Here is a 12509-nt window from a genome sequence, read left to right as displayed (position 1 = left end):
CCTACTGCTCTTGCTGGTTCTGGCCGTCTGCGGGTGCCTCGGCGGACGGCGTCACGGTCACCGTCACCGTCGGCCTGGGGGTGGGCTTGGGCTTGGGCGGGAGCACCGTGTCGCGCGGGTCCTTCTTCGGGACGTCGACGACGACACCGACGATGTCGAGCTTGGTGAAGCTCGCGTACGGCGTGACATAGAGCGTGCGGGTCAGGCCGCCGCCGGACGGGTCGACACGGGAGACCACGCCGACGGGCACGCCGGGCACGAACGGCCGGTCGGCCTGCGAGCCGAAGGTGACCAGACGGTCGCCCTTCTTCACCTCGGCCTTGCCGTTGAGGAGTTCCACGCGCAGCGGGCGGTCGCCCTGCCCGGAGGCGAAGCCGAGCTCGTCGCCGGACTCCATCCGGGTGCCGACCGTGAAGTCGGGGTCGCTGGCGAGCAGGACCGTGGCGGTGTTGGGGCCGACGGTGGTGACGCGGCCGACGAGCCCGTCCCCGTTCAGGACGGTCATGTCGCGCTTGATGCCGTCGTTGGCGCCGACGTCGACGGTGATGGTCCAGGAGAAGCCCTGCGCGGCGCCGATGGCGATGACCTGGGCACCCTTGATGCCGTACTGGCCTTGACCTGCGACCTTCAGCATCTTGTCGAGCTGCTTGAGGCGGCTGCGGCTGCGGTCGTCGCTGCCGAGTCTCGCCTTCAGGGCCGCGTTCTCCTCCTCCAGCACGGCGAGCCGGTCGTGCCGTTCGCCGGATTCACGGATGGCGGAAACCGCGTTGCCGACCGGGTCGACCGCGGCCGAGACACCGCTCTCGATCGGACCGAAGACCGTCGCCGCGCCCTGCCGGGCCCCGTCGACGGGCGAGTCCTCTCCACCGCGGATGTCCACCGTGATCAAAGCGAACGCGATGGCGATCAGCAGCACCAGGAGCAGCCGGCTCTCTCGTGTGTCCCTCACGTGCGGCGGCCGTGCCCTTCCTCATAGGAATTCGGGGAGCCCCAGGGAAACCCAAGGGGCTGCTTTATGGGAGCTTATGCCTCTATATCAACGATCCGCCGTACGAGAGGAGATCGTCCCGTACGGCGGAATCGAAGAGTTATGTCATCTGCGCGGCTGGGCGTCCAGCACCTGCTGGAGCGCCTCGAACTCCTCGACGCACTTACCGGAACCGAGAGCCACGCTGTCGAGCGGATCCTCGGCGATATGGATCGGCATGCCGGTCTCCCGGCGCAGCCGCTCGTCCAGGCCCCGAAGCAACGCCCCGCCGCCGGTCAGAACGATTCCCCGGTCCATGATGTCGCCGGACAGCTCCGGCGGACACTTGTCGAGGGTCGTCTTGACGGCGTCGACGATCGCGTTGACCGGTTCCTCGATCGCCTTGCGGACTTCCGCCGCGGAGATGACGACGGTCTTCGGCAGCCCGGACACCAGGTCCCGGCCGCGGATTTCGGTGTGCTCGTCGGAGTCGAGGTCGTACGCCGAACCGATCGTGATCTTGATCTGTTCGGCCGTCCGCTCACCCAGCAGAAGGGAGTACTCCTTCTTGATGTGCTGGATGATCGCGTTGTCCAGTTCGTCGCCCGCCACGCGGATGGACTGGGCGGTGACGATGCCGCCGAGGGAGATGACCGCGACCTCCGTGGTGCCGCCGCCGATGTCCACCACCATGTTGCCCGTGGCCTCGTGGACCGGCAGGCCGGAGCCGATGGCCGCGGCCATGGGCTCCTCGATGATGTGCACCTGGCGGGCGCCGGCCTGGGACGACGCCTCGATGACGGCGCGGCGCTCGACGCCCGTGATGCCCGAGGGCACACAGACGACGACCCGCGGACGAGCCAGATACCTCCGCTTGTGGATCTTCAGGATGAAGTAGCGGAGCATCCGCTCGGTGATCTCGAAGTCGGCGATCACGCCGTCCTTCAAAGGACGAACGGCAACGATGTTGCCGGGCGTGCGCCCGATCATCTTCTTCGCTTCGGCCCCGACCGCGAGGATGCCACCGGTGTTGGTGTTGATCGCGACGACGGACGGTTCGTTGAGTACGATCCCGCGACCCCTGACGTACACCAGCGTGTTGGCGGTCCCGAGGTCGACAGCCATGTCACGGCCGATGAACGACATTGAGTTCCCCATCAGGATTCGTCTGGCCTTCCCACTAGCTTTTGAGGGCTTTTCAGGTAGGCAAAGGTGGGTGCTGTGACGTGAAGGCTTCCATCGTAGACGCGCCTTCGCGAACACTGCGGGAGGGTCTCCGCCAATGTCAGCAGATGCTGTGCGGGTTCGCTTGTGGAGACGGGCGTTCGGGGGCGATCGTTCCCTCGATCGGCACGTATATGCCAGGAAAGTCCGGGAGCGCCGCTCCCGGACTTTGCTCGCCCTTCGCGCTTTAGGCGCGACCCGGGAAGAAGATCTTCACTTCTCGCTCCGCGGACTCCTCGGAGTCCGAGGCGTGGATCAGGTTCTCGCGGACGATGACGCCGTAGTCGCCGCGGATGGAGCCGGGCGCGGCCGCGATCGGGTCGGTCGGGCCGGCGAGCGCGCGCAGCCCCTCGATGACCCGCTCGCCCTCCACGATCAGCGCCACCACCGGGCCGGAGGCCATGAACTCCACCAGCGGCTCGTAGAAGGGCTTGCCCTTGTGCTCGCCGTAGTGCTGCTCCAGCGTGTCCTGGTCCAGGGTGCGCAGTTCCAGCGCGGTGATCCGCCAGCCCGCCTTGCGCTCGATGCGGCCGATGATCTCGCCGGTCAGGCCACGACGGACGGCGTCGGGCTTGAGCAGGACGAGGGTGCGCTGGGTCACGACGGGCTCCTTAAGCGTCAAGGTTTTACGGAAAGACGAGATTACCCGGCGTGTCGGGCCGCTCGTTACGCAGCGTCAGGTGTGGAGGAGCCCGAGGGGCCCGCCTGGGCCGCGAATCTCGCCTTCGCCTCGTCCACCTTCCGCCCGTAGTGCACGGACGCCCACCACAGGGCCGCGAAGATCGCGCCCAGGAAGAACATGATCGGCACGACGAAGCCCGACGCGATGAGCGCGAGCTGCAGCGCCCAGCCGAGCGCGACCCCGCCGGGGCGCGTCACCAGTCCGCACAGCACCAGGCACAGGAACATCGCGACACCGCTGACCGTCCACACCGTCGCCATGGACAGATCGGGATCCTTCATGGCGACCAGAGCGGCGAAGCCGATGACGAAGAACTCGCCGATCAGGGTCGAAGAACAGAGCGTACGCACGGGTCTCAGCCCTTCCCCAGGAGCAGTCGGGCCTCGCCGACGGTGATGACGGAACCGGTGACGAGCACACCGCCGCCCGCGAACTCGCCCTCCTCCTCGGCGAGCGTGATCGCGGCCTCCAGCGCGTCCGGCAGCCGCGGCTCGACCTGGACGCGGTCGTCGCCGAACACCTCGACGGCGATACCGGCCAGCTCGTCGGCGTCCATCGCGCGGTGGCTGGAGTTCTGGGTGACCACGATCTCGGCGAACACCGGCTCGAAGGCCTCCAGCAGCCCCCGTACGTTCTTCTCGCCGCTCGCGCCGACGACCCCGATGAGACGGCTGAACTGGAAGGCCTCCCCGACCGCCTCGGCAGCCGCCCGGGCGCCCGCCGGGTTGTGGGCGGCGTCGAGCACGACGGTGGGCGAGCGCCGCACGACCTCCAGCCGCCCCGGCGAGGCCACGGCGGCGAACGCCTTGCGGACCGCGTCCAGGTCCAGCGCATCGGCGCGCTGCGCGCCGACCCCGAAGAACGCCTCGACGGCGGCGAGCGCGACGGCCGCGTTGTGCGCCTGGTGCGCGCCGTGCAGCGGCAGATACACCTCGGGGTACTCACCGCCCAGGCCACGCAGCGTCACCAGCTGCCCGCCGACGGCCACCTGCCGGTCGACGACGCCGAACTCCAGGCCCTCCCGGGCCACGGTCGCGTCCACCTCGACGGCCTTCTTCAGCAGCACCTGGGCCGCCTCGACCGGCTGCTGCGCCAGGATGACCGTCGCGCCCTGCTTGACGATGCCGGCCTTCTCCGTGGCGATCTCGGCGTGGGTGGTGCCGAGCCGGTCGGTGTGGTCGAGGTCTATGGGCGTGACGACGGCGACGTCACCGTCGATCACGTTCGTGGCGTCCCAGGAGCCGCCCATGCCGACCTCGACGACGGCGACGTCCGCGGGCGCGTCGGCGAAGGCCGCGTAGGCCATGCCGGTGAGCACCTCGAAGAAGGACAGCCGGTACTCCTGCTGCGCGTCGACCATCTCGATGTACGGCTTGATGTCCTCGTACGTCTCGATGAACCGCTCGGCGGAGATGGGGGCGCCGTCGAGGCTGATGCGCTCGGTGATCGACTGCACGTGCGGCGAGGTGTAGCGGCCGGTGCGCAGCTCGAAGACGCCGAGCAGGGCCTCGATCATGCGGGCGGTGGAGGTCTTGCCGTTGGTCCCCGTGATGTGGATCGACGGGTACGACCGCTGCGGCTCGCCCAGGACGTCCATCAGCGCGGCGATACGGCTGACGGAGGGCTCCAGCTTGGTCTCGCCCCAGCGCGTGGCGAGCTCCGCCTCGACCTCGCGCAGGGCCTTGTCCACCTCGGGGTCGGCGGGCCGGGTGGGGATGTCGGCCTCGGGCGGGCCGCCCTGGGTGCGGAGGGTTCGGCTGCCGGCTTCGATGACCGCGAGGTCGGGGTCGCGGGTGGTCTCCTCCGCGATGATCTCGTCGAAGTTGTCGAGGGGGTCGGGCTGGTCGTCGCTGTGGTCTGGAGGGAGCTCGCTCACGGGGCCCAGTCTACGGAGACCGACTGACATTGTTCGCTGTGGGCGGGTGCGGGTCCGTGGGGGCTGGTCGCGCCCACGCGGCGGAGCCGCACATCGATACAGCCCCGCGCCCCTGAACTCCAGAGGGCCCCCGGCACTGACAAGCACCGGGGGCCCTCTGCAAACCGTACGAACCTCTACGCCTGCGGCAGACGCTCCAGCTGCGCCTGAATGCGGGCGATGTCCTCCTCCGCCTTGGCGAGGCGGGTGCGGATCTTGTCCACGACGTGGTCGGGGGCCTTCGCCAGGAACGCCTCGTTGCCGAGCTTGCCGGTCGCCTGGGCCTTCTCCTTCTCCGCCGCCGCGAGGTCCTTGGCGAGGCGCTTGCGCTCCGCCGCGACGTCGATCGTGCCGGAGAGGTCGAGGGCGACCTCGGCGCCGGCGACCGGGAGGGTCGCCGTGGCCGTGAAGGCGTCGCCCTCCGGCTGGAGGCGGAGGAGCTGCCGGATGGCGGCCTCGTGGGTCGCGAACGGCGTGCCGTCGAGGGTCAGCCGGGCCGGAACCCGCTGGCCGGGCTGGAGGCCCTGGTCGGCGCGGAAGCGGCGGACCTCGGTGATGACCGACTGGAGCGACTCGATCTCCTGCTCGGCGCCCTTGTCACGGAAACCGCTGTCGCTCGGCCACTCGGCGATGACGACCGACTCGCCGCCCGTGAGCGTGGTCCACAGGGTCTCGGTGACGAAGGGAACCACCGGGTGCAGCAGCTTCAGCGTGACGTCGAGGACCTCGCCGAGGACCCGCTTGCTGACCTCGGCCGCCTCGCCGCCCGCCTGGAACGTCGTCTTGGACAGCTCGACGTACCAGTCGAAGACCTCGTCCCACGCGAAGTGGAACAGGGCGTCGGACAGCTTCGCGAACTGGTAGTCCTCGTAGAACGCGTCGACTTCGGCGACGACGGAGTTCAGGCGGGACAGGATCCACCGGTCGGTCGACGACAGCTTCGACGCGTCCGGCAGCGGGCCGTCCACGGTCGCGCCGTTCATCATCGCGAAGCGCGTCGCGTTCCAGATCTTGTTGGCGAAGTTGCGGGAGCCCTGGACCCAGTCCTCGCCGATCGGGACGTCGACGCCCGGGTTGGCGCCACGCGCGAGGGTGAACCGGAGCGCGTCGGAGCCGTACTTGTCCATCCAGTCCAGCGGGTTGACCGCGTTGCCGAAGGACTTCGACATCTTCTTGCCGAACTGGTCGCGGACCATGCCGTGCAGGGCGATGGTGTGGAACGGCGGGGTGCCGTCCATCGCGTACAGGCCGAACATCATCATCCGGGCGACCCAGAAGAAGAGGATGTCGTAGCCGGTGACCAGGACGGAGTTCGGGTAGAACTTCGCGAGCGACTCGGTCTGTTCGGGCCAGCCGAGCGTGGAGAACGGCCACAGGCCGGAGGAGAACCAGGTGTCGAGGACGTCGGTGTCCTGGCGCCAGCCCTCGGCCTCGGTCCCGGGCGGCTCCTCGTCGGCGCCGACGCAGACGACCTCGCCGTTCGGCCCGTACCAGACCGGGATGCGGTGGCCCCACCACAACTGCCGCGAGATGCACCAGTCGTGGAGGTTGTCGACCCAGTCGAAGTAGCGCTTCTCCATCTCCTGCGGATGGATCTTGACGCGCCCGTCGCGGACGGCGTCACCGGCGGCCTTCGCGAGCGGACCGACCTTGACCCACCACTGCATGGACAGACGCGGCTCGATGGTGGTCTTGCAGCGTGAGCAGTGGCCGACGGAGTGGACGTAGGGCCGCTTCTCGGCGACGATCCGGCCCTCGGCGCGCAGCGCGGCGACGATGGCCGAGCGGGCCTCCAGGCGGTCCAGGCCCTGGAAGGGGCCGTGGGCCGTGATGATCGCGTGCTCGTCCATGATCGTCAGGGCCGGGAGGTCGTGGCGCTGGCCGATCTCGAAGTCGTTCGGGTCGTGCGCCGGGGTCACCTTGACGGCGCCCGTGCCGAACTCCGGGTCGACGTGCTCGTCGGCGACGACCGGGATGGAGCGGTCGGTCAGCGGCAGCTTGACCAGCTTGCCGATCAGGTGCTTGTACCGCTCGTCCCCGGGGTGCACGGCGACGGCCGTGTCACCGAGCATGGTCTCGGCGCGGGTGGTGGCGACGACGATGGTGTCGTCCCCGTCGCCGTACTTCATGGAGACGAGTTCGCCGTCGTCGTCCTGGTACTCCACCTCGATGTCCGAGATGGCCGTCAGACACCGGGGACACCAGTTGATGATGCGCTCGGCGCGGTAGATGAGCTCGTCGTCGTAGAGCCGCTTGAAGATGGTCTGGACGGCCTGGGACAGGCCCTCGTCCATGGTGAAGCGCTCACGGGACCAGGCGACACCGTCGCCGAGGCGGCGCATCTGGCCGCTGATCTGCCCGCCGGACTCGCCCTTCCACTGCCAGACCCGCTCGACGAAGGCCTCACGGCCCAGGTCGTGCCGGGACTTGCCCTCCTTGGCGAGCTCCCGCTCGACGACGTTCTGCGTGGCGATGCCGGCGTGGTCCATGCCGGGCTGCCAGAGCGTCTCGTGACCCTGCATGCGCTTACGGCGGGTCAGCGCGTCGATGAGGGTGTGCTCGAAGGCGTGCCCGAGGTGCAGGCTGCCCGTGACGTTCGGCGGCGGGATGACGACGGTGTACGGCGGCTTGTCGCTCTTCTCGTCCGCCTCGAAGTAGCCCCGCTCTACCCAGCGCTCGTACAGCGGCCCCTCCACGTCGGCCGGCGCGTACTGGGTCGGCAGGTCGGTGCTGGGCGCTGGTGGCTGCTGCTGAGCGTTCTCGGTCACGGGGGTCAGTTTAGAGGTGTCACTCCCCCGTCCCGAAACTCGTTTGCTTTTTGACATGCTCCCTGACCCGGGGTCCAGGGACTCCGGCCTGGGCCGTCCGGGCCCTTCCGGGGGCTTCCTGCTTCACCGCGTTGTGCCGGGACTTTCGTCCTGGTCTTACCAGCGCTCCACCAGGCGTTTAGCGTCTCCGCCCGTCCGGCGGCGACGATACGGCGTCCTTCGAAAAGAACATTGCGGGCTGCATTGTGGTCCCGGTCGTGCACGGTGCCGCATCCGCCGCAGGTCCATTGCCGGACGTGCAGGGGCTTGGGACCGTCCCGGTGTCCGCAGGCCGAGCAGACCTGGGAGGACGGGAACGCACGGTCGACCTTGGCGAAGGTGCGTCCACGTTTGACCGCCTTGTACTCCAGCATCCGTACGAACGCGGACCATCCGGCGTCGTGCACGGACTTGGCGAGCCGGCTGCCACCGAGAGCGGACACCGCAAGGTCCTCCACATACACCGCTTGGTTGTCGCGAATGATCTGTGCGGATGCCTTGTGGTGGAAGTCCCGGCGCCGGTCCGCCACACGCGCGTGCTGGCGCGCGACCTTGATACGGGCCTTGGCCCGGTTTTTCGATCCCTTGACCTTGCGGGACAGCTCTCGCTGAAGCCGCTTGAGCTTCTTCTCCGCCCGGCGCAGGAAGCGAGGGCTGGCGATCTTCCGGCCGTCGGACAGGACCGCGAAGACGGACAGGCCCAGGTCGATCCCGGTTTCCGACTCCACCTCGGGGAGGATGTCCGGCTCGGTGTCCACGACGAAGCTGAGGAAGTACCGGCCACAGCTGTCCATGGTGACGGTCAGGGAACTGGGTACGGCCGGAAGCGGGCGGGACCACTTGACCTTGAGGTTGCCGATCTTGGCCACATACACCGTGCCGTCGCCCTGGAGGGAGAAGGCGTTGGTGTTGAGGCGGACCGACTGCCGGGTGTCCTTCTTCGATCTGTAGCGGGGCGGGCCGACTTTCCGGCCCTTCCGCCTGCCCTTACAACTGTCGAAGAAGTTTTTGTAGGCGGTGTCCAGGTCTCGCAGAGACTGTTGCAGGATGACCGCCGAGACGTCGGCGAGCCACGCGCGTTCCTCTGTCCGCTTGGCCTGGGTGATGCGCAGACGCGACAACTCCGCCGACTTCACATACGGCAACCCCGCCGCGTGCGCTTCCTTCCGGTCGCGCAGGCAGTCGTTCCACACCACACGGGCGCACCCGAACGCCTTCGCCAGCGCACGGCGCTGGGAGGCATCCGGATAGGCCCGGTAGTTGTAGCGAAGCTGCATACCGATCACCGTATGGATGCTTCATGACCGCTCGCGGCGAAAGATCACATCAAACCGGAATTGCACACGATGTGAACAACCGTGTTCGAGTCGATCCTCGCGTCGGCGCGGAGCTTCAGGGGCGAGATGCCGATGTGCCGCGAAGAGAGGGCGTCCCCCGCTCACCGGTCATGCTCGTGTTTCTCCTGATCGTGCCGCGAAGCACCGTTGGTGGTCCGGCTTGCACCAACCCGTCCGCCCCGAGGTGCACGTCAGAGCAGCCTTGAGATGCATTCGTCCGTCCCCGGCGGCAGCGCTCTCTGAGAAGAGCGCCGGTAACGGTTGAGGGCCCCGATGCCATGCACACGGTGAGTCTGCGCCAGGATGTCTGGAACACATAAGCATCTGGAGGGGAACCCAGAACATGAGCTACAACCAGCCGGGCCCGTACGGCGGGCAGCCCCAGCAGCCCGGACCGTACGGCCAGCCCGGTCCGTACGGCCAGCCGCCGCAGGCGCCCCAGCCCGGCTATGGCTACCCCCAGCAGGCCCCTGGGCCCCAGCCCGGTTACGGCTACCCGCAGGGTGCCCCGCCCCAGCAGCCCGGCCCCTACGGCCAGCAGCCCCCGTACGGCCAGCAGCCGCAGCCGCCCTACGGCCAGCCCCCCTACGGCGTCCCGCAGCCCCCGGCCCCGGGCGGCGGCAAGAAGAAGACGGGCATCATCCTCGGCGCGGTGGCCGTGGTCGCCGCGATCGGTGTGGCCGCGTACTTCGTGATCGGCGGGGGTGGCGGCCTGGAGGACGATGGGCCGCACAAGCTGTCGACACCGTCGACCGTGCTCACCGAGTACAAGCGCACCACGAAGGACGGGCAGACCACCGGTGACGACGAGAAGTCGGAGCTGGAGAAGAGCGGCGTGAAGAACGCCAAGACGTCGGCGGCCCTCTACTCCAACGTGGACCTGAGCGACTACGACCCCGACGACCCGTCGTCCGCGGCGAAGATGGCGTCGGCCAAGACGCTCACGGTGGCCGGTGCCTACGGTGAGATCTCCGACCCGGAGGCGACCCTCGACCTGTTCCTCGCCAACTTCAAGAAGTCCTCCGAGAAGGAGTCCGCCACCGGGTCCGGAAAGCCGGAGCTGATCGGCGAACCCGAGGAGGCGGACCTCGACGGCGCGGTCATGAAGTGCCAGTCGGTCAAGGCTCAGGACGAGCGGACCAAGCAGGAGAAGACCAACTGGTTCTGCGCGTGGGCCGACTACAGCACGATCGCCCTCGTGTCGCCGGGTGAGGCGGCGAAGGGCGTCACCAAGGACGTGGCGATCGACCTCACCACCAAGGTCCGCAAGGAAGTCCGCGTCGCGGCCTGACGCAAGCAACGACGAAGGCGCCCAGCACAAGGAGTGCTGGGCGCCTTCGCGTGCAGTGGGTGACTAGGCGGTCTTCTGCTCGCCCGGCCCGCGACCCCGCGCATCCCGCGGAATCAGCGTCGGGTTGACGTTCGACTGGACGACGTCGGCCGTGATGACGACCCGGGCCACGTCCTTGCGGGACGGGACCTCGTACATCACGCCCTGGAGGACCTCCTCCATGATGGCCCTGAGGCCACGCGCGCCGGTCTGGCGGAGGATCGCCTGGTCGGCGATGGCCTCGAGGGCCTCACGCTCGAAGTCCAGCTCCACGCCGTCGAGTTCGAAGAGGCGCTGGTACTGCTTGACGAGCGCGTTGCGCGGCTCGACGAGGATCTGCAGCAGGGCCTCGCGGTCGAGGTTGTGAACCGAGGTGATGACCGGGAGCCGGCCGATGAACTCGGGGATCATGCCGAACTTGACCAGGTCCTCCGGCATGACCTCCTGGAACTGGTCCTTGGACTCCATCTCGCGCTTGGAGCGGATCTGCGCGCCGAAGCCGATGCCCTTGGCACCCGCCCGGGACTCGATGATCTTCTCCAGTCCGGCGAAGGCACCGCCCACGATGAACAGCACGTTCGTCGTGTCGATCTGGATGAACTCCTGGTGGGGGTGCTTGCGGCCGCCCTGCGGCGGAACGGAGGCCGTGGTGCCCTCCAGGATCTTCAGCAGGGCCTGCTGGACGCCCTCGCCGCTCACGTCGCGCGTGATCGACGGGTTTTCACTCTTCCTCGCGACCTTGTCGATCTCATCGATGTAGATGATCCCGGTCTCGGCCTTCTTGACGTCGTAGTCGGCGGCCTGGATCAGCTTGAGGAGGATGTTCTCGACGTCCTCGCCGACGTACCCCGCCTCCGTCAGCGCCGTGGCGTCGGCGATCGCGAAGGGGACGTTCAGCATGCGCGCGAGGGTCTGCGCGAGGAGGGTCTTCCCGGAGCCCGTGGGGCCGAGGAGGAGGATGTTGGACTTCGCCAACTCGATGGCGTCGTCACGGCCGTTGCCGCCGCCGTTCTCACCGGCCTGGACGCGCTTGTAGTGGTTGTACACCGCTACGGAGAGGGCCTTCTTGGCGGCCTCCTGGCCGACCACGTAGCCCTCGAGGAACTCGTAGATCTCGCGAGGCTTCGGGAGTTCCTCCCAGCGGACCTCGCTGGTCTCCGCCAGCTCTTCCTCGATGATCTCGTTGCAGAGGTCGATGCACTCGTCGCAGATGTACACACCGGGCCCTGCGATGAGCTTCTTGACCTGCTTCTGGCTCTTGCCACAGAACGAGCACTTGAGCAGATCGCCGCCGTCACCGATGCGTGCCACGGTGTGCTTCCCCTTCGCCTGGGAGACGACTGGACGTCGACGTCCAGCGGCTCCTGGTGCAGCCTTATGTCCGACGGTACCTTGCCGGGCCCCTCGTTCGGGCCCCCCTTGGCGCGGTTCACTTTGACGTGCACCGTGCCAAACCGTGCCAAGGGGCGGCAGACGATACAGCCTCTCGCCTCAGCGCAGGCTCGAGTTGTCCATCTTCCGGGTGCTGATGACCTGGTCGATCAGTCCGTAGCTCAGCGCGTCCTCGGCCGTGAGGATCTTGTCGCGCTCGATGTCCTCGCGGATCTTCTCGACCGGTGTGGTGGAGTGCTTGGCCAGCATCTCCTCCAGCTGCGAGCGCATCCGGAGGATCTCGTTCGCGGCGATCTCCAGGTCGGACACCTGACCGCGGCCGGTCTCGCTGTACGGCTGGTGGATCAGCACGCGCGCGTTCGGCAGGGCCATGCGCTTGCCCGCCGTGCCGGCGGCCAGTAGGACGGCGGCGGCGGAGGCGGCCTGGCCCATGCAGACCGTCTGGATGTCCGGCTTCACGTACTGCATCGTGTCGTAGATCGCGGTGAGCGCCGTGAAGGAGCCGCCGGGGCTGTTGATGTAGACCGAGATGTCACGGTCGGGGTCCATCGACTCCAGGCACAGCAGCTGCGCCATGACGTCGTTGGCGGAGGCGTCGTCGATCTGGACGCCGAGGAAGATCACGCGCTCCTCGAAGAGCTTCGCGTACGGGTCGTACTCGCGGATGCCCTGGGAGGTGCGCTCGACGAAGCGCGGAATGATGTAGCGGGACTCGGCCTGCGGGCCGGTGTAGCGGCCCTGCGAGCCGTTCATGTCCTGCACGGCGTTCATACGGTCGTAGATCCCGCTGCCGGGGAACTGGTTCACGGTGTCTCCTGAGAAGGGCTGAGGCGGTCGGCTGGGGCTGTCTGGGGT

General features: G+C 68.1%; 10 protein-coding genes. 1 reads left to right on the top strand and 9 read right to left on the bottom strand.

Annotation, left to right across the window (positions count from 1 at the left end; genetic code table 11):
- Window position 1 precedes the first annotated feature (1 nt).
- From mreC to ACFT4A_RS07505, 7 genes are all read right to left on the bottom strand, one after another.
- On the bottom strand, window positions 2–949 hold the full coding sequence (gene mreC, locus ACFT4A_RS07535) for a rod shape-determining protein MreC (protein WP_382826839.1): 948 nt from the start codon (window positions 947–949) through the stop codon (window positions 2–4).
- A gap of 144 nt (window positions 950–1093) precedes the next feature.
- Window positions 1094–2113, bottom strand: coding sequence for a rod shape-determining protein (locus ACFT4A_RS07530; RefSeq protein WP_004001297.1), 1020 nt, complete (start codon window positions 2111–2113; stop codon window positions 1094–1096).
- A gap of 265 nt (window positions 2114–2378) precedes the next feature.
- Window positions 2379–2792 (bottom strand): nucleoside-diphosphate kinase, encoded by a 414-nt coding sequence (gene ndk / locus ACFT4A_RS07525; protein WP_184592637.1) that lies wholly within the window; start codon window positions 2790–2792, stop codon window positions 2379–2381.
- A 65-nt stretch (window positions 2793–2857) separates the two neighbouring features.
- Complete coding sequence (locus tag ACFT4A_RS07520; protein ID WP_382826836.1) at window positions 2858–3223, bottom strand: DUF4233 domain-containing protein; 366 nt, start codon at window positions 3221–3223, stop codon at window positions 2858–2860.
- A 5-nt stretch (window positions 3224–3228) separates the two neighbouring features.
- Window positions 3229–4749, bottom strand: coding sequence for a bifunctional folylpolyglutamate synthase/dihydrofolate synthase (locus ACFT4A_RS07515; RefSeq protein WP_382826834.1), 1521 nt, complete (start codon window positions 4747–4749; stop codon window positions 3229–3231).
- A gap of 176 nt (window positions 4750–4925) precedes the next feature.
- The gene (locus tag ACFT4A_RS07510) at window positions 4926–7556 is read right to left on the bottom strand and encodes a valine--tRNA ligase (RefSeq protein ID WP_382826832.1); all 2631 of its coding nucleotides are present in this window, start codon (window positions 7554–7556) and stop codon (window positions 4926–4928) included.
- 5 nt (window positions 7557–7561) lie between these two features.
- The gene (locus ACFT4A_RS07505; protein ID WP_382826830.1) at window positions 7562–8872 is read right to left on the bottom strand and encodes an RNA-guided endonuclease InsQ/TnpB family protein; all 1311 of its coding nucleotides are present in this window, start codon (window positions 8870–8872) and stop codon (window positions 7562–7564) included.
- Between the two features lie 403 nt (window positions 8873–9275).
- On the opposite strand from ACFT4A_RS07505, the gene ACFT4A_RS07500 reads away from it, so the two are divergent.
- Window positions 9276–10223 carry a hypothetical protein gene (locus tag ACFT4A_RS07500; RefSeq protein WP_382826828.1) on the top strand — a complete coding sequence of 316 codons (948 nt, stop codon included), beginning with the start codon at window positions 9276–9278 and terminating at the stop codon, window positions 10221–10223.
- Window positions 10224–10286: 63 nt separating this feature from the next.
- Here the strand turns inward: ACFT4A_RS07500 and clpX are convergent, their stop codons facing one another.
- Together clpX and ACFT4A_RS07490 are read right to left on the bottom strand one after the other, a co-directional pair.
- Entirely contained in the window at window positions 10287–11573 is a 1287-nt protein-coding gene (gene clpX / locus ACFT4A_RS07495) for an ATP-dependent Clp protease ATP-binding subunit ClpX (RefSeq protein WP_020271910.1), read from the bottom strand.
- Window positions 11574–11753: 180 nt separating this feature from the next.
- Window positions 11754–12461: an ATP-dependent Clp protease proteolytic subunit gene (locus ACFT4A_RS07490; RefSeq protein ID WP_382826826.1), complete on the bottom strand. Its 708-nt coding sequence runs from the start codon at window positions 12459–12461 to the stop codon at window positions 11754–11756.
- Window positions 12462–12509 lie beyond the last annotated feature (48 nt).

The sequence above is a fragment of the Streptomyces sp. NPDC057099 genome (genome assembly GCF_042671245.1).
Classification (GTDB): Bacteria; Actinomycetota; Actinomycetes; order Streptomycetales; family Streptomycetaceae; genus Streptomyces; species Streptomyces purpurascens.
The sequence above is the reverse complement of the archived record's forward strand: the minus strand, read 5'-3'. Positions and strand labels throughout refer to the sequence as shown.

What these genes read in the sequence shown, in the direction of transcription:
- ACFT4A_RS07530 (WP_004001297.1), bottom strand. Translation starts at nt 2,113, where the DNA reads ATGTCGTTCATCGGCCGTGACATGGCTGTCGACCTCGGGACCGCCAAC.
- ACFT4A_RS07505 (WP_382826830.1), bottom strand. Translation starts at nt 8,872, where the DNA reads ATGCAGCTTCGCTACAACTACCGGGCCTATCCGGATGCCTCCCAGCGC.
- ACFT4A_RS07500 (WP_382826828.1), top strand. Translation starts at nt 9,276, where the DNA reads ATGAGCTACAACCAGCCGGGCCCGTACGGCGGGCAGCCCCAGCAGCCC.